Source organism: Pseudarthrobacter ribosi, assembly GCF_055412865.1.
Genome location: NZ_JBVAYZ010000023.1, coordinates 35,162 through 54,890 on the forward strand (window position 1 = coordinate 35,162; position 19,729 = coordinate 54,890).

The 19,729-nt window shown below is 68.0% G+C and carries 13 protein-coding genes and 2 tRNA genes; 7 read left to right on the forward strand and 8 right to left on the reverse strand.

Features of this window, described 5'->3' with window-relative positions:
• The first annotated feature begins 28 nt into the window (after nucleotides 1–28).
• Complete coding sequence (locus ACZYZ5_RS17720) at nucleotides 29–208, forward strand: hypothetical protein (protein ID WP_463903501.1); 180 nt, start codon at nucleotides 29–31, stop codon at nucleotides 206–208.
• Nucleotides 209–312: 104 nt separating this feature from the next.
• Here the strand turns inward: ACZYZ5_RS17720 and ACZYZ5_RS17725 are convergent, their stop codons facing one another.
• From ACZYZ5_RS17725 to ACZYZ5_RS17755, 7 genes are all read right to left on the reverse strand, one after another.
• Nucleotides 313–1,158, reverse strand: coding sequence for an aldo/keto reductase (locus ACZYZ5_RS17725; RefSeq protein ID WP_463903503.1), 846 nt, complete (start codon nucleotides 1,156–1,158; stop codon nucleotides 313–315).
• Between the two features lie 105 nt (nucleotides 1,159–1,263).
• Nucleotides 1,264–1,719 (reverse strand): hypothetical protein, encoded by a 456-nt coding sequence (locus tag ACZYZ5_RS17730; RefSeq protein ID WP_463903504.1) that lies wholly within the window; start codon nucleotides 1,717–1,719, stop codon nucleotides 1,264–1,266.
• Nucleotides 1,720–1,726: 7 nt separating this feature from the next.
• Nucleotides 1,727–2,401 (reverse strand): bacterial proteasome activator family protein, encoded by a 675-nt coding sequence (locus tag ACZYZ5_RS17735; protein ID WP_463903505.1) that lies wholly within the window; start codon nucleotides 2,399–2,401, stop codon nucleotides 1,727–1,729.
• A gap of 183 nt (nucleotides 2,402–2,584) precedes the next feature.
• Nucleotides 2,585–2,776, reverse strand: coding sequence for a YbdD/YjiX family protein (locus tag ACZYZ5_RS17740; protein ID WP_463903506.1), 192 nt, complete (start codon nucleotides 2,774–2,776; stop codon nucleotides 2,585–2,587).
• A gap of 13 nt (nucleotides 2,777–2,789) precedes the next feature.
• Entirely contained in the window at nucleotides 2,790–5,090 is a 2,301-nt protein-coding gene (locus tag ACZYZ5_RS17745) for a carbon starvation CstA family protein (protein WP_463903508.1), read from the reverse strand.
• 201 nt (nucleotides 5,091–5,291) lie between these two features.
• Nucleotides 5,292–5,828 (reverse strand): PadR family transcriptional regulator, encoded by a 537-nt coding sequence (locus ACZYZ5_RS17750; RefSeq protein ID WP_463903509.1) that lies wholly within the window; start codon nucleotides 5,826–5,828, stop codon nucleotides 5,292–5,294.
• Nucleotides 5,829–5,957: 129 nt separating this feature from the next.
• Nucleotides 5,958–6,941 carry an NAD(P)H-quinone oxidoreductase gene (locus ACZYZ5_RS17755; RefSeq protein ID WP_463903510.1) on the reverse strand — a complete coding sequence of 328 codons (984 nt, stop codon included), beginning with the start codon at nucleotides 6,939–6,941 and terminating at the stop codon, nucleotides 5,958–5,960.
• 171 nt (nucleotides 6,942–7,112) lie between these two features.
• Here ACZYZ5_RS17755 and ACZYZ5_RS17760 point away from each other — a divergent pair.
• The 3 genes from ACZYZ5_RS17760 to ACZYZ5_RS17770 all read left to right on the forward strand — a co-directional run bounded on the left by ACZYZ5_RS17760 (nucleotide 7,113) and on the right by ACZYZ5_RS17770 (nucleotide 13,171).
• A tRNA-Ser gene (locus tag ACZYZ5_RS17760) sits at nucleotides 7,113–7,200 on the forward strand.
• Nucleotides 7,201–7,402: 202 nt separating this feature from the next.
• Nucleotides 7,403–8,212 (forward strand): VOC family protein, encoded by an 810-nt coding sequence (locus tag ACZYZ5_RS17765; RefSeq protein WP_463903512.1) that lies wholly within the window; start codon nucleotides 7,403–7,405, stop codon nucleotides 8,210–8,212.
• Nucleotides 8,213–8,611: 399 nt separating this feature from the next.
• On the forward strand, nucleotides 8,612–13,171 hold the full coding sequence (locus tag ACZYZ5_RS17770) for an ExeM/NucH family extracellular endonuclease (RefSeq protein ID WP_463903513.1): 4,560 nt from the start codon (nucleotides 8,612–8,614) through the stop codon (nucleotides 13,169–13,171).
• A gap of 165 nt (nucleotides 13,172–13,336) precedes the next feature.
• On the opposite strand, the gene ACZYZ5_RS17775 is transcribed toward ACZYZ5_RS17770, so the two are convergent.
• Complete coding sequence (locus tag ACZYZ5_RS17775; RefSeq protein ID WP_463903536.1) at nucleotides 13,337–15,316, reverse strand: FAD/NAD(P)-binding protein; 1,980 nt, start codon at nucleotides 15,314–15,316, stop codon at nucleotides 13,337–13,339.
• Nucleotides 15,317–15,435: 119 nt separating this feature from the next.
• Between ACZYZ5_RS17775 and ACZYZ5_RS17780 the strand changes: the two genes are divergently transcribed.
• The 3 genes from ACZYZ5_RS17780 to ACZYZ5_RS17790 all read left to right on the forward strand — a co-directional run bounded on the left by ACZYZ5_RS17780 (nucleotide 15,436) and on the right by ACZYZ5_RS17790 (nucleotide 19,711).
• On the forward strand, nucleotides 15,436–17,724 hold the full coding sequence (locus ACZYZ5_RS17780; protein WP_463903515.1) for a prolyl oligopeptidase family serine peptidase: 2,289 nt from the start codon (nucleotides 15,436–15,438) through the stop codon (nucleotides 17,722–17,724).
• Nucleotides 17,725–17,866: 142 nt separating this feature from the next.
• Nucleotides 17,867–17,954 (forward strand) — tRNA-Ser (locus tag ACZYZ5_RS17785).
• A gap of 101 nt (nucleotides 17,955–18,055) precedes the next feature.
• Nucleotides 18,056–19,711 carry a phytoene desaturase family protein gene (locus ACZYZ5_RS17790; protein ID WP_463903516.1) on the forward strand — a complete coding sequence of 552 codons (1,656 nt, stop codon included), beginning with the start codon at nucleotides 18,056–18,058 and terminating at the stop codon, nucleotides 19,709–19,711.
• The last annotated feature ends 18 nt before the right edge of the window (nucleotides 19,712–19,729 follow it).

Here is a 19,729-nt window from a genome sequence, read left to right on the forward strand (position 1 = left end):
TGTCGGAGGCCGGCGCCACACTTAATGCATGGAAACCAACCAGTACTTTGAAGTCACGTACCTGGACGCGGACTGCGGCCGCATCCGCACCGAGACCTTCGACGACGTCTCCGACGCCGAACGCTTCGCCAGCCGCCGGGTGGCCGACGAGCACGGCTGGGCCATCATTGATACGGTGCCGTTGCAGGAAGGCCGCAGGGCCGCCTAGCCGGGATCTGCGCGGTCACCGGGCAGCAGAAAGGGCCCCCACCCGGTTCGGGTGAAGGCCCCAGCTGCGGTCTTCGCGGCGCAGGCCGGCCGTGAGGCCGGGGCTTAGGCGAAGTCGGAGACTGCCGGGTCAGGGCCGATGCGGCCGGCGCCCTCGGCCGAGTTGTCCATGCCGTTGATGGCCTGCACGTCGGTCTCGTCCAGGCTGACGTCCAGCGCGGCGTAGTTCTCGCGGATGCGGGATTCGGTCACGGACTTGGGGATGACGACGTTGCCGATGGCCAGGTGCCAGGCGATGACAACCTGCGCCGGGGTGGCGTCATGCTTGGCCGCGATCTGGCCGACGATAGCGCTCTCCAGCAGCTCGCCACCCTGGCCCAGCGGCGACCAGGCCTGGGTGAGGATGCCCTTGGAGGCGTTGAATTCACGCAGCTCGGACTGGTTGAAGAAGGGGTGCAGTTCGATCTGGTTGATGGCCGGCACGACGCCGGTCTCGTCGATGAGGTGCTGCAGACCCTCCTTGGTGAAGTTGGAGACACCAATGGTCTTGACGCGGCCCTGCTTCTGGAGCTCGATGAGCGCCTTCCAGGTGTCCACGTACTTGTCCTGCTTGGGCTGCATCCAGTGGATCAGGTACATGTCCAGGGTCTTCAGGCCGAGGCGGTCCATGGATTCCTCGAAGGCCTTCAGCGTGGACTCGTAGCCCTGGTCCGCGTTCCACAGCTTGGTGGTGATGAAGATTTCCTCCGGCTTGAGGCCTGAGCGCTCGATCGCCCGGCCCACGCCTGCTTCATTGCCATAGATCTTGGCGGTGTCGATGTGGCGGAAGCCTGCCTCGAAGGCCTGGACAACCACCTTTTCGGCGACGTCGTCTTCGACCTGCCACACTCCATAGCCGAGCTGGGGAATCGTGTTGCCGTCATTGAAAGTCAGTACCGGGGAAAAAGTCATTCCGCCATCCTGCCAACGTCCTCGGCATACCGCCAGCTTAAAGGGCGCAGCTAAGCTAGGCGCTTAACCGGGAATTTCCCCCGCGTCAGGGTCGGTTCGGAACCCTCAGTCGAGGGCGGCCGCCTCCGCGAGCCGGCGTTCGGCGTCGTTGACCTGTTCCAGCACCGATTCGGCGCGGCGCCGCACCGAAACCGCGCCGGCCGGGACGGGGCCGACGGCGAGCCGGAGCATCGCGGCTGCCTCGGCCGTGGTCGCCAGGGAATTGCCGGCGGTGGACAGGGCGCGGTGGACTCCGGCCAGGCTCCCGGGAATGTCGAGCCCCTCGCTGGGTGAACGCAGCTGGGCCTCCACGCAGATCTGCCGGACCCGCCCGGAGAGCGCCGTGAGTTCGTTGGCGATCTCAAGGAGTTCGTCATAGAGGGCATCGTCCTCGACCCCGGCGAGAACCTGGTGGTATCGGTCGAGGCCGCGGGTGAACCGGTCATGGGCGCGGCGCCAGAGGCCTTTGCCGAGTTCGGCGTCGTCTTTCCGCCCCTGCCGGGCGGCGCTGAAGAATCCCAAGGGTGCCTTACAGGTACTGGCCGGGACCGCGGTCCGGGTCCGCGGGGACGACAGGCTGCGGGTGGTCCGCGCCTGGCCCGGGTGCCGCGGCGCGTTGGGGTTCCCCGTTCTCGCCGATGACGACTCCGGGCGCAATCACCGTTCCGGGCGGCAACTGGCGGAGCTGTGCCTGCGCAACGGCGTGGTCCCGGGCCGCATGCTGTGCCGCGAGGGCGGTCTGGATGCCGTGGAAGAGGCCCTCCAGCCAGCCGACCAGCTGGGCCTGGGCAATCCGCAGTTCCGCGTCCGAGGGGGTTCCTTCCGAGGGGAAAGGAAGGGTGATGCGCTCCAGCTCCTCGACCAGTGCCGGCGCCAGGCCGTCTTCCAGTTCCTTGATGGAGCGCTCATGGATTTCTGCCAGCCGGACCCGCGCCGCGTCGTCGAGGGGGGCGGACTTCACTTCGTCCAGGAGCTGCTTCATCATGGTGCCGATCCGCATCACCTTCGCGGGTTCGTCCACGAGGTCCTGGAGCTGGCTGGTCTTGGGGCGCGCCCCTGCGGGCGCGCCGGGCTGGACGGGTATTCCCTTGCCGGGCTCCGGCGGCTGGGCCGTTTTTCCGTCGTCGCCGGCCGGCCGGGGGTCCAGAGTGGCACCCTCCATGGGGGTCCCGCCGCCGGGCTGAGTGTCGTGCGGATCGCTCATGGCTTCATACTCTCACGAGCCCGGGCCGCGGAGCGGGACAGCCGCCGTGCCCCGACGCAGACCCAATGAAAGCGCAACAAACCGGCGCAACAAACGGTGCAACAAACGGCAGAGGGCGCTGCCGGGCACTAATGTGCCCGGCAGCGCCCTCAGGGAGCGGCGGCGCCGCTCAGCCGACACCGGTCAGCAGCACCGGCCCTGCGGATTGGCATCCTGACGGTCCGTCTGGTCACGCCAGAACTCCCGCTCGGTCATCGGCTGGGTGCCCTGGCCGGCTTCGGCATGGTGCGCCAGATACTTCGTGTACGCATCCGCACCCATGACACCGCCCAGGTACCGGGCGAAGCCCCGGAAACCTGCAACTACAGCGTTCATCTGTTCCTCCGCATCAGTGGTGGGCGGACTTCTCGGTCCGGTTGTCCGCCGGCAGCTGATTCCACTGGGCCACGAGCGCCCGCTCGGATGCCGTGGGAACCGGGCCGGCCGGGGCGAAGACACGCGACGGCAGCGCCGGATCCTCGTTGCTGGTGGTGGCCAGGCCGGCCTTGGCATTGCGGAACGCCTTGGACGTGGCAAGCAGGGCCGCCGTGATGACAATGATGCTGAGCACCACGAAGATGACCGAGAGCCAGCCCTGGATCGCGGTGTTGCGGATCACGGCTTCCATCGCCGGGACGGTCTTGGCCGTGCCGAAGGAGGTTTTGCCCTCCTCGAGTGCCTTGGAGAAGGCGGCGTTGTTGGCGAAGTAGCCGACGGCCGGAGTGGAGGAGAAGATCTTCAGGTAGCTGGCCGTGATGGTCACGACGGCTGCGAAGGCCATCGGGATCGCCACGATCCAGAGGTACTTGAAGGAACCCTTCTTCGCCGCGATGGCCAGGCAGACGGACAGTGCAATGGCGGCCAGCAGCTGGTTGGCGATGCCGAACAGCGGGAAGAGCGTATTAATGCCGCCCAGCGGGTCCGTGACGCCCATCAGCAGCACGGCGCCCCAGGCACCGACCATGACTAGGGTGCAGAGCCAGGCGCCGGGACGCCAGGAGTGCTCCTTGAACTTCGGCACGAAGTTGCCGATCGAGTCCTGCAGCATGAAGCGGGCAACGCGCGTGCCGGCGTCGACCGCGGTGAGGATGAACAGCGCCTCGAACATGATGGCGAAGTGGTACCAGAAGCTCATCATGGCGGTGCCGCCGATGAACTGCTGCATGATGTGGGCAAGGCCCACGGCCAGTGTCGGGGCGCCGCCGGTGCGGGAGACGATGCTGTCCTCGCCGACGTTGGCAGCCGTCTCGGCGAGCATGTTCGGGCTGATGTTGACGCCGGACAATCCGAGGCTGTTGACCCAGGCGGCCGCGGTTTCCACGGTGCCGCCGGTGAGGGCTGCCGGGGAGTTCATTGCGAAGTAGAGCCCGCGGTCAATGGAGATCGCCGCGACGAGGGCCATGACGGCCACGAAGGACTCCATCAGCATGCCCCCGTACCCGATGTAGCGGGTCTGGCGTTCTTTTTCGATCAGCTTCGGTGTGGTGCCGGAGGCGATCAGGGCGTGGAATCCCGAGAGCGCGCCGCAGGCGATGGTGACGAAGAGGAACGGGAACAGGGAGCCCGGGAAGACGGGACCGTTGTCGCGGCTGGCGTATTCGCTGAAGGCCGGGACGGTGATTTCCGGGCGGACCACGATGACGGCCAGGGCCAGCATCACGATGACGCCGATCTTCATGAAGGTGGAGAGGTAGTCACGCGGGGCCAGGAGCAGCCAGACCGGCAGGATGGCGGCGATGAAGCCGTAGATGATGATGGCCCAGGCGATGGTGACCTTGTCCAGCGTGAAGAGGGCGTCGCCCCATTCGGTGGCGGCGACGAGGCCGCCGCCGATGATGGCGGCCATGAGCAGCACGAAGCCGATCAGCGACACTTCCATGATCTTGCCGGGGCGGATGAAGCGCAGGTAGATGCCCATGAAGAGGGCGATCGGGATGGTCATGCCGACGGAGAAGACACCCCACGGGCTCTCGGCCAGGGCGTTGACGACGACGAGGGCCAGGATGGCGACAATGATCACCATGATGAGCAGGGTGGCGATCAGCGCGGCGGTGCCGCCGATGACGCCGAGTTCCTCGCGGGCCATCTGGCCCAGGGAGCGTCCGCCGCGGCGCATGGAGAAGAACATCACGACGTAGTCCTGGACTGCTCCGGCGAACACGACACCGATGATGATCCAGATGGTGCCGGGGAGGTAGCCCATCTGGGCCGCGAGGATCGGGCCTACCAGGGGTCCGGCGCCGGCGATGGCGGCGAAGTGGTGGCCGAACAGGACGTTGCGGTCCGTCCGGACGTAGTCCTTGCCGTCGGCCTTGTACTCCGAGGGGGTGGCCCGGCGGTCGTTCGGCTTGAGCAGGAAGCGCTCGATCACCTTGGAGTAGAAGCGGTAGCCGATCAGGTAAGTACACACGGCTGCGAACACGAACCAGATGGCGTTGACCGTTTCACCGCGGACAATCGCGAGCATGAACCATGCCACGGCGCCCAGCAGGGAGATTGCCGCCCAGATTGCGATCTTGGTTGGCGTCCATTTGCGCTCTTCGGCCTCGCGCACGGACTCGTCCACGGCTGTGGGCGGCAGGGCCGGGTCCGGCGTTATGCCGTCCTCGACCAGTAAGTTTTTAGACGTGCCATCTGGCATTGTGCCCATGTCTCCTCCTTGAGAAACCCAACCGGGCAAATCCACCTGACAGAAGTGCCCCAAGGCACCCTACCAACGACGGCGATCCATGGATACGGTTTTGCGCCGGACGGTCCCGCGGAGACGGTGAACGGTCGGGCCAACGCGCCGAGCGGCGGGACCGTAACTGCTGCCGGATGCTTCCCGCAGGTACCCGGGTACCGGCGGACTTCAGACGGACGGGCCGGCCAACTGCATGAGCCGGGCCTCGCAGAGGTCAAGCCACCGCACCTCGGCCTCGGTCTGGAAGATGAGCGAATCCAGCACCAGCAGCCGGGCGGTGTCCGTGGACCGGTGCTGGGATGCCGTATCGCGGCGGGCCTTGGTGTAGTCCTGCAGGGCCCGGATGGACACGGCGCGCTGGGCATGGATGGCTGCGCCGACGTCGACGCCGGGCAGCGTCAACCCGAGGGCGAGCTTGATGGCCAGTTCGTTCCGGGGTGGGCTGGTCCGCGGAACCGGTGAGGTGAACCAGGTGCGGACTTCGGCGCGTCCCTCGGGGGTGATGGTGTAGACCACGTGGCCCTCGCCGTCGGGGCCCTCCTTGCGGACAAGGCCGTCGCGCTCCAGGCGATCAAGGGTCGTGTAGACCTGCCCGATATTGAGGGGCCAGGTGGATCCGGTGCGGTCCTCGAATTCGATCCGCAGCTGGTAGCCATAGCGTGGCCGGTCCTGCAGGAGAGCCAGGAGGCTGTGACGGATGGACATAATGCTCCCGGAGGGTAGCGGGACGACAGCATACACGCGCCCCAAGACGCGTGTATACCGCGTATGGAATTACACTACAGTCATTCGTGACGCCGAAGCAATTCGGATATGCCTTAACTGGAATACCTTTTACAGAACCAGCAGGATCTTTCCCACATGGTCACCGGAGTCGAAGTACCTGTGCGCGGCAACGACCTGCTCCAGCGGGAAGGTCTTTGCCACCAGCGGCCGGATCCTACCGTCGGTCAGCAGCGGCCAGACCGCGTCGCGGACCGCGTCCATGATCACGGCTTTCTCCCCAGCGGGCCGCGGGCGCAACGCCGTCGCGATGATCGCGGCGCGCTTGCTCAGCAGCTTGCCCAGATCCAGTTCACCCTTGGCCCCGCCCTGCAGCCCAATCACCACCAGCCGCCCATAGTCCGCCAGCGCGTCCACGTTCCGCGTGAGGTACTTGGCCCCGACGACGTCGAGGATGACGTCCGCGCCCTTGCCCCCGTTCTGCGCACGCAGGCTCTCCGGGAAGTCCTCCTCGGCGTAGTTGATGGCAATGTCGGCACCAAGGAAGGCCTTGGCGGTGCCGACCTTCTCTGCCGTTCCTGCCGTGGTGGCGACGACGGCGCCAAAGGCTTTCGCGAGCTGGATGGCCATCGTGCCGATGCCGCCCGTTGCCCCGTGGATGAGGACGGTCTCGCCCGGCTGCAGCTGCGCCGTCATGATCAGGTTGGAATAGACCGTCGCGGCCACTTCCGGCAAGGAGGCGGCGGTGACGAGGTCGATGCCGTCAGGGACCTTCAGGACCTGCCCGGCCGGAACGGCCACCTGCTGGGCGTAGCCGCCGCCAGCCAGGAGGGCGACGACCTTATCCCCCACGGTGAACGGCTTGGTGACGCCGGGCCCGAAGCCGGCGATCCGGCCCGAGACTTCCAGGCCGGGAATGTCGGAGGCACCGGGCGGGGGCGGGTAGTAGCCCTTGCGCTGCTGGACGTCGGCGCGGTTGAGACCCGCGGCGACGACGTCGATCAGCACCTCGCCGGCGCCGGGCACCGGGGAAGGGACCTCGCGGACCACCAGGGCCTCGGGTCCGCCCGGCTCTGAAATGTAGACGGCCTTCATGGAGAACTCCCGATTCCTAACTAAACTTGCTGCAGCTCCCTGCAGGGATGCGCCTGCGGCACACCATATCCGAAGCGCCTTCTCCCAGCGTAGGCGGAGGAGTTACCCGTGTCCGCGAGCGTGACCGCGTTTTTTGTTGCTGCCGACTGCCTATGAAACACTACTCGTTAGGGAAGGTTGTCCGAGCGGCCGATGGAGCTGGTCTTGAAAACCAGTGTGCGGTAACCCCGTACCAAGAGTTCGAATCTCTTACCTTCCGCGAATAATGCCCCTGGTTCCGCTGTTACGGCGGAACCAGGGGCATTTTTGCGTGCCGGGCCGGCTATCGAGGCGGAGCCGATCAGCCGAGCCCATTGAAACCGTCGGTGCCCGGGAATAGTCTCTCTGTGTTTCCACCACCCCAATGAATCCGTCGGCCTGCCAGCACGACCCGGGGCCGCAGAGCACAGAAGGAGCCCACTATGCCTACACCGGACCACACGAACGGCGCGCCGTGCTGGATCGACCTGATGACCTCCGACACCGGAAAGGCCAAAGCCTTCTACGGGGAGCTATTTGGCTGGACCTTCGAGACGGGCGACCAGGAGAAGTATGGGGGGTACATCATGGCGGCGAAGGACGGCCAGCCCGTTGCCGGCATGATGCAAAAGGACGAGACCATGGCGGGCATGCCGGACATCTGGAGCACATACCTGCGCTCGGAGGACGCGGCGGCCACCACGCAGGCTGCGGCCCGGCACGGCGGACAGGTCTATCTGGAGCCCATGGACGTTCCCGACCAGGGCCGCATGGCGATGATCGCCGATGCCACCGGGGCTTCCATCGGCGTGTGGCAGCCCGGCGAAATGAAGGGCTACGGGCTCGCGGCTGAACCCGGCACCCCCGCGTGGCATGAACTCCACACCAAGGACTACGGCGCCGCGGTGAAGTTCTACCAGGACGTGTTCGGCTGGGACACCGAAGTCATGAGTGACACGCCTGATTTCCGCTACACCACCCTGGGCGCCGGAGATGCCGCCAAGGCCGGGATTATGGACGCCGCGGGCTACCTCCCTGCAGAGGTCCCGTCCAACTGGCAGGTCTACTTCGCGGTTGCGGACGCTGACGCCGCCATCGAAAACGCAGTGTCCATGGGCGCCCAGGTGATTGACGGGCCGGAGGACAGCCCGTTCGGACGGCTGGCCACGCTGGCCGACCCCACCGGCGCCATGTTCAAAATCATTGCGGATACGGCGCAGTCAGGTGCTGATGCCAGGCCGCAGGGCACGTGAGCGTCCCGCTGACCTGAGGAACAACTGAGGAGAAACTTCGGGAAATCCTTCCGTAAAACTGCCCCCGGGAATACCGGCCAACCGCTTCAAAAAGCGGTTACTGGCCGGTATTCTTTTGCCATGCCCGCCGCCTCCGCGCCGGGCCGGCTCAAACTGACGCAGGTCAGAAGTTTAACCAACTCCGTCGCTGGGGCGCACCGTTGGGGGCCCGTGACGGCTGTGACGCGTTCCGCTGGGGGACGTCTCGCCGAATGCACATGCAAGACACACCGTGTTCATTCACCCCTGTTTTGATGTGCCGGGACCCGCTTGACCAGGAGCGGGGACCGGCGGTCCGCGGCATCACGCGGGCACCTTCCACCCAGCCCTTACCCGGGCACGTAATGAGAGTTAGAGCGGATGAAACACATTCCTTGGAAGACCGCGCTGGGCACAGCGCTGTCGGCGGGGCTCATCGCAGCCCCGCTGGCGGCCGTGCCGGCGTTCGCCGTGGAGTTCTCCCCGGCCGCGGCTGGCAGCTCGCCAGTGATCATCAACGAGGCGTACCTCAGCGGCGGCAGCCCCGGAGCCGCCTTCAAGAACAAGTTCGTCGAGCTGTACAACACCTCCGACGCCCCGGTCCCGCTGGACGGCTGGTCCCTCCAGTACCGCAACGCGCCAGGGTCCGGCCTCCCGAGCACTGTCGTTGCCCTCACCGGTACCATCGCGGCCAAGGGCCACTATCTGCTCAAGGGCGGGAGCAACGGCACAGTCGGGCTGGACCTGCCCGCCGCTGACGCCTCCGCCGGCGGTTTCAACCCTGCCGTCGCAGGCGGAACCATCGTGCTGGCCAAGCAGGCAACGGCTGTAACAGATCTCGCCACCGGCTCCGTCGTCGAACCGGCGAATGTGGCCGACCTCCTCGGCTACGGCAGTTCACTGACCTTCGAAACCGTGGCGGCCAAGGCCCCTTCCGGCACCGGAGACGTCAAGAGCCTCAACCGCAGCAACGGTGTTGACAGCAACAACAACTCCGCCGATTTCAGCCTCAACGCCACGATCACCCCCAAGGCCCCGAACGGTGCAGCGACCCCGGTCGATCCTCCTGTCGATCCCGGCCCCGTCATTCCCCCGGCAGCCAGGACCATCGCCGAAATCCAGGGCGACGGCGTCGCGAGCCCGCTCGTCGGGACCTCGGTCAGCACCCGCGGGAAGGTCACCGCGACATTCCCCACCGGCGGCTTCGCGGGCTACTACATCCAGACCCCCGGCACCGGCGGAGACCTCACCCCGGCCAACCACACGGCATCGGACGCCATTTTCGTCTTCTCGGCCGCCACGGCCGGTTCCGTGCAGATCGGCGACTACGTCGAGGTCACGGGCGCCGTCAGCGAATACTTCGGCATGACCCAGGTGACTGTCACCGGCGCCGCGGGCCTGTTGAAGCTCACCGAGGCCGTCCCCGAGGTCAAGGCCACCGGCTTTGCCCTCCCGGCCGAGGAGGCCTTCCGCGAAGCGCTCGAAGGCATGCTGCTGACCCCGCAGGGACCCGTCACGGTCACTGACAACTACTCGCTGAACCAGTACGGCGAAATCGGTCTGGCCGGAGGCGCCACCCCGCTGGAGCAGCCCACCGCCGTTGCGCCGTACGGCTCCGCCGAATACACCGCCACCGTCGCCGCCAATGCCGCCCGCGGCATCAAGCTCGACGACGGCGCCACCACCAACTTCCTCAAGGACGCCGGTACCCAGGCCCTGGAATTGCCGTACCTGACCGCGGCGGACCCCGTCCGCGTGGGCGCACCGGTGAGCTTCAAGACCAACGTGGTGCTCAACTTCGCGAACGGCGCCTGGAAGTTCCAGCCGCTGACCCACCTGACCCCCGCCAATGCGGAGGCCGTCCAGCCCGCCAGCTTCGGCTCGACCACCCGCACGGAGGCCCCGGCGTCCGTGGGAGGCAACCTCAAGATTGCCTCGTTCAACGTGCTGAACTACTTCCCCACCACCGGTGACCAGCTCACCGGATGCACGTACTACACGGACCGCGCCGGCAACCCGATCACCGTCCGCGGCGGCTGTGACGCCCGCGGCGCGGCCAACGCGGAGAACCTCCAGCGCCAGCAGGACAAGATCGTCGCCGCCATCACCAAGTCCGGCGCCGACGTCGTGTCCCTGATGGAAATCGAAAACTCAGCGCAGTTCGGCAAGGACCGTGACGACGCCCTGGCCAAGCTGGTCGATGCCCTGAACATCGCCACGCCGGGGATCTGGGACTACGTCCGCACTCCCGCCAACGCACCCCCGCTGGCCGACGAGGACATGATCCGCACCGCCTTCATCTTCAAGAAGTCCGCAGCGGAGCCGGTGGGCGACTCCATCATCCACAACGACACCGTCGCGTTCGCGAATGCCCGCAAGCCGCTGGCCCAGGTCTTCAAGCCGGTCGGCGCCGCCGATGACAAGAAGTTCATCGCGATCGCCAACCACTTCAAGTCCAAGGGCTCAGCCGCCACCCCGGAGGACACCGACCAGGGCCAGGGCGCCTCGAACCTCGCCCGCACCGCGCAGGCCCAGTCCCTCCTCGCCTTCTCCAACGAGCTGCAGACCGCCAAGGGCACCGACAAGGTCTTCCTGATCGGTGACTTCAACGCCTACGCCAAGGAAGACCCGATCAACGTCTTCACGGCCGCGGGTTACGTCAACCAGGACGAAAAGGCCCGGAACGCCGATGGTTCCGCCAAACACTCCTACCTCTTCGGTGGCCTGGTGGGCTCGCTGGACCACATTCTCGCCTCACCGGGGGCCGACGCCGTCGTCACCGGCGCCGACATCTGGAACATCAACTCCGTGGAGTCCGTGGCCCTGGAGTACAGCCGGTACAACAACAACGTGACCGACTACTACGCTCCGGACCAGTTCCGGGCCAGCGACCACGATCCGGTGGTGGTGGGGCTCGACCTGCCCTCCACTCCCGCCAGCGTGGAGCTGAACTTCCTGGGCATCAACGACTTCCACGGCCGGATCGATTCCAACACCGTGTTCTTCGCGGGAACCATCGAGAAGCTGCGGGCCGCGGCGGCCCCCGGCGCCACGGCATTCCTCTCTGCCGGCGACAACATCGGCGCCTCGCTGTTCGCGTCGGCCGTTGCCAGGGACCAGCCGACCATCGATGTGCTGAACGCCCTGGAACTGCGGACCTCCGCCGTGGGCAACCACGAGTTCGACGGTGGCTGGGCCGACCTGCGCGACCGCGTCATCGCGGGCGGCAGCAACGCCAAGTTCCCCTATCTGGGCGCCAACGTCTACCAGAAGGGCACCACCGAGTCGGTCCTGCCGGAGTACACCGTGCTCGACATGAACGGCGTGAGGGTCGCCGTGATCGGGACGGTCACGCAGGAAACGCCGTCGCTGGTCACCCCTGCCGGCATCGCCGACCTCGAATTCGGCGACCCCGTCGACGCCATCAACCGCGTCGCCGCGAAGCTCAAGGCGGACAACCTGGCCGACGTGATTATTGTGGAAAACCACGACGGAGCCGGTTCCGGTGTACCCGAAGGCTCCACCCTGGAGCAGGAAGTCGCCGCCGGCGGCCCCTTCGCCAGGATGGTCACCGAGGTCACCCCGGATGTCGCCGCGATCTTCAACGGCCACACCCACAAGCAGTACGCGTGGAATGCCCCGGTTCCCGGCGTTGAGGGCAAAACCCGCCCGATCGTCCAGACCGGAAACTACGGCGAGTTCATCGGCCAGATCCGGCTGACCATCGACACGGCAACCATGGCAGTCACCGGCTACACGGCCGGCAACGTCAAGCGCACCAGCTCGGCCGACCAGCCGGCTGACGTTCTCGTCCGCGACTACCCGCGGGTCGCCGCCGTCAAGACCATCGTTGACAAGGCCCTGGCCGACGCGGCAGTGGTCGGCAACCAGCCGGTCGGCTCGGTGAGTGCGGACATCACCACGGCGTTCACGCCGGCCAGCGCCACCACCCCGGCAACACGAGATGACCGAGCCAGCGAGTCCACCCTGGGCAACCTGGTCGCGGATTCCCTGGTGGATTCACTCAGGGCCCCGGACCTGGGCGGCGCCGAGATCGGCGTCGTCAACCCGGGCGGCCTGCGCAACGAGCTGTACTACGCGCCGGACGGGACCATCACCTACGCCGAGGCCAACGCGGTCCTGCCGTTCGTCAACAATCTGTGGACCACCTCGCTGACCGGCGAGCAGTTCAAGACGCTCCTGGAACAGCAGTGGCAGACCAACCCGGACGGCACGGTTCCCAGCCGCGCCTACCAGCAGCTCGGCCTGTCCCAGAACGTCAATTACACCTACGACGCCGCCCGCGCCGCCGGTGACCGGATCACCTCGATCCGGGTCAACGGCGCACTGATCGACCCGGCACAGTCCTACCGGATCGGAACGTTCAGCTTCCTGGCAACGGGCGGCGACAACTTCCGCGTCTTCACGTCCGGCACCAACACCAAGGACTCCGGACTCGTGGACCGGGACGCGTGGATCAAGTACCTGCAGGCCCAAAGCCCGGTCTCGCCGGACTTCGCCCGCCGCTCCGTTGCCGTGGTGAACACCACGGCCGCCGAGGTCAAGGGCGGGGACGCCATCACCCTGACCGTCTCCAAGCTGGACCTCACCTCACTCGGCAGCCCGGTGAACACGTCGCTGCGCGCCGAGTTCACGGATGCGGACGGCACCGTCACCGTCCTGGGCACGGTTCCGGTTTCCGCCGGCGCCGCCACGGTTCAGGTGGCGGTTCCTGCCGGCGCCGCAGCCGGCACGGGCACCCTGGTGCTCACCGCCGTCGAGTCCGGAACCGTGGTGAAGACGGCCGTCCTGGTCGCAGCCAGCGTTCCGGTCCCGCCGACATGCACCGCCCCGGTCAAGCCGAAGCGGTCCGCGGACCTCGTGGGCCAGGCAAACTACGGCAAAGCAATGGCCGCCTACCGCCACTGCCTCAAGGGCTAGTTAGCCCCGGAGCCCCGCACCAGTGAGCATGCCCTCCCCCGGGCTGCAGCATTGGACATATAGCCCATATGTCCAACGCTCAGCCCGGACGGAGGGCATGCCCATTTTTCGGGGACGCGGACGGAGGGCATGCCCATTTTTCGGGCACGCGCGGGCCGCACTCAGCTAGCGTCCGAGGATGGCCCGGGCAATCTCGTCGGCGTCCCGCAGGGTGCGCTGGCCGCTGCGGTACACCGGACCGCTCTTCTGCCGGGCCTCGGCCGCGATGGCGGTTCCCCACTGCACGGCGGACAGCTGCAGTCCCAGGACATACAGGCCCTCGGTCACCGAGCCGTTCGCGCCCAGCGGCCGGTACGGATGCGGCGCCACGTCCAGCCCGGACGTCGGTACCGGCGTCCCTTCCACCGTCATCATGAGCCGCGGCCGGACCAGGCCTTCGGCGAGCAGCTGCTCCAGCAGGGGCGACTCGTTGACCGGGACCTTGTTGGCCGGCGCCAGCGCCTCGACCATGGCCACGGCCTGTACGACTTCCCCGAGACCGTCTTCCGCGCTGTTCCCCACCCAGGGTGAGACCGCCGTGAAGGTCCCTGCCTGGCGGTCCACGCCGAACTTCGGGTCCGGGCCGACGAATCGGACGACTCCGGCGCTGACCAGGGCAGCGAGCTGTTGGGACCGCAGCGCGGGCGGACCGCTGGCCAGGCCTTCCACGAAGGATTCGAACCAGCCGCGCAGGCCCGCGACCCACGATTCATCGGTGATCCCGCCGTCCGCGACGGCTGTCTTCAGCACGGCCCGGCCGTGGTGCAGGGCGCCGATGGTCATCTTCACCGGGTCGTCCTCGCCGAGGGCGGAACGCCGCGCGTCGTCGAGCAGATAGTCGACGACGGCGTTGTCGAGTTCCGCGCGGGTGGCGAAGGACCTCCCGGCCAGCGGTGCCGCGAGTCCCAGCAGATTGAGCCGGTGGGCGGGACGGACGTGAATTTCCAGCACGTCGTCGACCACATCGTCCCATTTCGCGGCGGAGTGCGCGTGCGGATGCAGGGCCTCGTCCAGCGCCTTCAGGAACTCCTTCGGTCGGGTCAGGACGGCGCCGGGCTGCGAGCGCGCCAGCGTCGAGTAATAGGCCCAGAGGGCGTCGCGGTGCAAGAGCGGCCAGATGTCATGGTCGAAGGCAGGCCGGATTCCCGACTCCGCGAATTTCGCCACGGCGCTTTCGGTGCAGTACCTCAGCGTCACCGCCTCGGGGTAGTAGCCGGCCAAAGTCGCCTTGGCCCGGTACGGCGTGCCGCGCCGGGAGGCCGCGATGATGAGCGGTTCGCGGCCCGAGGGAAGGTAGCTGAGTCCGCCGTTCTCGCCGGGCAGGAACTGTCCGCCGCGGCCTTCGGTCAGCTGGCCCATTGCATCGAAAAAATTCAGGCCCATGCCGCGCACCAGCACCGGTTTGACCGCCGGCACCAGGGCCCAGTCGACGTCGGCCGGAGCCGCCGGAGGCAGGTACAGCAGCCCGAATTCCTCCGCCGCCGCCTGGAGGTCGCGCTGTTCGGGGTTGAGCCGCGCTTCCAGGTGGCCGAGGGCCAGGACCACGGCATCGACGGTGAGGACCGCGCCGTCGGCCAGTCCGACGTCGAACCGCACGCGGCCGTCGTTCCCCGGCCCGGGCGTGGCGGCATGGCGGACGGAGGTCGCCGTCGTGTCGTGGAAGTCCACCGTCGCGCCGGCCGGGAGGCGGGACAGCAGCGCGTCCAGGGTGGAGCGCAGGTAGCGCCCGTACAGGGCCCGGCTGGGGAAGTCCGCGGACCCCAGCCCGGAGAGTTCGACGCGGTCCTCGGCGGTGAGAGAGGGGTGGGGCTGGTGCTGCTGCAGTTCACGCCAGCGGTCGAAGGTGTTGCCGGCGAGCGGCCGCGCGAGGTCGGGGTCCTCGGGGATGACCGTGGGATAGAACGACTGCGTGTTCATCAGGTACAGCCGGGACTGGCCGGGCTGCCAGACGTGTCCCGGACCCGCGGGATAGGGGTCGATGACATCAATGTGCAAGGTGGCGTCCGGTCCGGCGGGCACCCAGTTGGCCAGCAGCCGCTCCAGTGCGCTCGTGCCCCGGGGGCCGGCGCCAATCACTGCCGTCCGGATGCTCTGCGATATGCCCACGGCATCCAGCGTATCCGCTACGGGCACACCGCCCCGACCTGCCTGATGTCCCCGGGACGGGTTCCGCGGGGCTTCGGCTTGACTTGCTACTGGCGCGCCGATGTTGCTTGGATGGAAAAATGACCACCGCTGAAGCTGTTCCCCCGCCCGAGTCCGACCGTCCCGCCGCGGACGCCGCGGACACCGCGCCCGAACCCGTTGACGAGAACATCTGGCTTGAGGAGATCTACGGCGAGGAACAGCTGGCCTGGGTCCGGGAGCAGAACGCCCGGACCGAGGAGCTGCTGGAGGACGCGGAGTACACCGCGCTGGAAGGCAGCATCCTGGAGGTGCTGGACTCCACCGACCGGATCGCCATGGTGGGCAAGCACGGCGACTGGTACTACAACTTCTGGAAGGACCGGGGCAACCCGAAAGGCCTGTGGCGCCGGACCAGCTGGGACAGCTACCGCGGCGGGGCTCCGGAGTGGGACGTCCTGCTGGACGTGGACGCGCTGGCCGCGGCCGAAGGCGAGGAGTGGGTTTTCCACGGCGCCAACTTCCTGCGCCCGGCCGCGGGTGAACCGCACCGGCTGGCGCTGCTGGCGCTCTCCCCCGACGGCGGCGACGCGAACCGCTACCGCGAGTTCGACGTCGAGTCCCGCAGCTTCGTGGATCCGGCCGCCGGCGGCTTCGACCTGCCGACCGCGAAGGGCAACGCCTCCTGGCTCGACGCCGACACCCTGCTGGTCTCCTCCACCGCCGAAGGCCTGCCTGCCACCACGTCCTCCTACGCCCGGACCGGCGTCAAACTGCGCCGCGGCGGAACCCTGGCCACGGCGGAACGGCTGTTCGAAATCCCCGAGGACCACATGATGGCCCTCGTGGCGCATGACTCCACGCCGGGATTCGAGCGGACCTTTGCCGTGGACTGGATCAGCTTCTTCGAGAGGACCACCTCGGTGCTGCGCGACGGCCGGTGGGTTCAGCTCGACGTGCCGGTGGACGTCAACCTCAGCTCGCACCGCGACTGGCTGCTGTTCCGGCCGCAAAAGGACTGGACCGTCGGCGCAACGACCCACCCGGCAGGATCCCTGCTCGCCGCACCCTTCGAGGATTTTCTGGCCGGCGGCCGGGAACTGTCCGTGCTGTTCGCCCCGGATGACCACACTTCCCTGCAGTCCTGGAGCTGGACGCGGGATTTCCTGCTGCTGAACCTGCTCCGCCACGTCTCCTCGGAGATCCGGGTCCTCGATCCGCAGGTGCCCGGGACGGACACCGCCTGGGCCTCCACCGTGCTGGACGCCTGCCCGCCGCTGCACGACGTCAACGCCTACGCCGTCGACGACGAGGACACTGCCACCGGCTCGGACGACGACACGGACGACGACGGTACCGACGGCGCCGCACCGGTAGCCGACGAGGAGGCTCCCGGCGCGGGGAACGACTTCTGGCTCGTGGCCACCGGTTTCACCACGCCCAGCACCCTCACCCGCGGCACCCTCAGGCGCACCGCCCGGGGCGGTGTGGACAGCACGCACGAAGTGATCCGGACCTCGCCGTCGTTCTTCAACGACGACGCCTACGAGGTCCAGCAGCACTTTGCCGTGTCCAAGGACGGCACCCGCGTGCCGTATTTCCAGGTGGCGTCCCGCGAAGTTGTGCTCGACGGCCAGAACCCCACACAGCTGTCCGGCTACGGCGGCTTCGAGGTCTCCCGGACCCCCGCCTACAGCGGCGCGGTCGGCCGCGCCTGGCTGGAACGCCGCACCCAGGAATCCGCCGGGCATGAGGGGGAAGCCGCGCACACCCGCGGCGGCGTCTACGTCGTGGCCAACATCCGCGGCGGCGGCGAATACGGACCCTCGTGGCACCGGGCGGCGCTGCAGGAGAAGCGGCACCGGGCCTACGAGGACTTCGCCGCCGTGGCCGCAGACCTGATCTCACGCGGCGTGACCTCCCGCGAGCGGCTCGGCTGTGTCGGTGGATCCAACGGGGGCCTGCTGGTGGGGAACATGCTCACCAGCTACCCGGAGCTCTTCGGGGCCGTCTCCTGCGGGGTCCCGCTGCTGGACATGCGCCGCTACTCCAAACTGTCCGCCGGGTACTCCTGGATTGCCGAATACGGCGATCCGGACGTTCCCGACCAGTGGGACTTCATCAAGACGTTCTCCCCGTACCACCTGCTCAGGGACGGGGTGGACTACCCGGAGACGTTCATCTGGACGGCCACCTCGGACGACCGCGTGGGCCCGGTCCAGGCGCGGAAGATGGCCGCCCGCATGCAGGCGATGGGCATCCCCAACGTCTGGTTCCACGAGGCACTGGAAGGCGGCCATGCCGGCGCGTCGGACAACCGGCAGGCCGCGGCGCTGCAGAGCCGCAGCCAGCACTTCCTCTGGCGGGCCCTGGCCGGCCGGGGCGCCTGAGCCGGCCCTCCCCCGGAAGAGCTACGCGGGGTCACCCAGCCCCCTGCGGCGGCCCGGGACGGGACGGAAGTGACTCCGCGTTGCTCGTTTTGCACTGCATGGCCCCTTCTGCGTATCCTTGGTTGGCTAGTTAATAGCAATTGGAGACGTGCCAGAGCGGCCGAATGGGCTTCACTGCTAATGAAGTGTGGGGCACAACTCCACCGGGGGTTCAAATCCCCCCGTCTCCGCGTTTGGCCCCGGTCCCTGGACCGGGGCCTTTTGCGTACCGGGCGTGTCCGGTTGCCGGACACGGACCCCATTCCGGCGGCCCGGATGGCAGGATAAGCCCATGTCGAGCAACAGCGCGTTGGACGCGATCATCGTAGGCGGCGGCCACAACGGCCTGGCAGCGGCCGCATATCTGTCCAAAGCCGGCCGGAAGGTCCTGCTGCTGGAGAAGCTGGAACACCCCGGCGGTGCCGCCGTGTCCGCCCAGGCGTTCGACGGCGTCGACGCGCGCCTCTCGCGGTATTCCTACCTCGTGAGCCTGCTCCCGCAGCAGGTCATCGACGACCTGGGCCTGCGCATCCGGCTGGCCCGGCGCCGGTATTCGTCCTACACCCCCGACCCGCATGACGGCGGGAGCGCCCTGCTGATCGACAACGGGGATGCCGCGGCCACCGCGGCGTCCTTTGCCGCCGTCGGGGCTTCTGCCAGCGAATTCCATGCCTTCACCGAGTTCTACGCCGGCTGCCGCCGCCTCACCGAGGCGCTCTGGCCGACCATGACGTCCCCGCTGCCGACCCGCTCCGAGGCCCGGGCCCTCGCGGCCGGCGCCGGAGCGGCGGAGGCGTGGGACGCCATGATCGAACGGCCCCTCGGGGATTCCATCGCCCGGTCGCTGCAGCACGACCTGGTCCGCGGCGTGGTGCTGACCGACGCCCTGATCGGCACCTTTGCCCGGGCCGGCGATGAGGACCTGCAGCAGAACATCTGTTTCCTGTACCACTTGGTAGGCGGCGGGACGGGCGACTGGGACGTTCCCGTGGGCGGGATGGGCGCGGTGTCCGGGGAACTGGAACGCGCCGCCCGTGAGGCCGGGGCGACCATCCTCACGTCCGCGGAGGTCACCGCCGTCCGCCCGGGAGGTGTGGTCAGCTACCGGCACGACGGGGCAGAGCACACGGCCACCGCGTCCTGGGTCCTCGCCAACGTGGCCCCGGTGGTGCTGGACCGGCTCAGGCGCTCCGGGGCTTCCGGCGGAGCCGCCCCGAACACCACCCGGAACCCGAACCACCTCCGGGAGGGCGCCCAGGTCAAGGTGAACCTGCTGCTGAAACGGCTCCCCCGGCTGCTGGACCGGAATGTGAGCCCGGAGGCGGCCTTCGGCGGGACCTTCCACATCAACGAGACCTGGTCGCAGCTCGACGCCGCCTACCTCGCCGCCGCGGCCGGAACGGTCCCGGACCCGCTGCCCTGCGAGATCTACTGCCATTCCCTCACGGACCCGACCATCCTGTCCGCGGAGCTGCAGGCCTCCGGGGCGCAGACCCTCACCGTGTTCGGCCTGCACGTCCCGGACCGGCTGATCACAGCGGAAAACAATGACCTGCGCCGGGCGGAACTGCAGGCCGCGGTCCTGAAGTCCCTGAACTCGGTCCTGGCCGAGCCCATCGAGGAGCTGCTGCTGGCCGGTCCGGACGGGCAGCCCTGCATCGAAACCAAAACCACCCTTGACATTGAGCGCGCGGTGGGCATGCCGCGGGGCAACATCTTCCACGGGGGCCTCGACTGGCCCTTCGTCGAGGACGACGCGCCGCTGGACACCCCGGCGCAGCGCTGGGGCGTCGCGACGGATGACCCGCAGCTCCTGCTCTGCGGCTCCGGGGCCCGGCGCGGCGGTGCCGTCAGCGCCATCGGCGGGCACAACGCGGCCATGGCAGTGCTGGCGTCCGGGTCGCCGGGCTCCGGCCCGCGGGGCTCGGGCCGTGCCCCGCAGGGCTGAACCCGGCGCCGCGGCGGC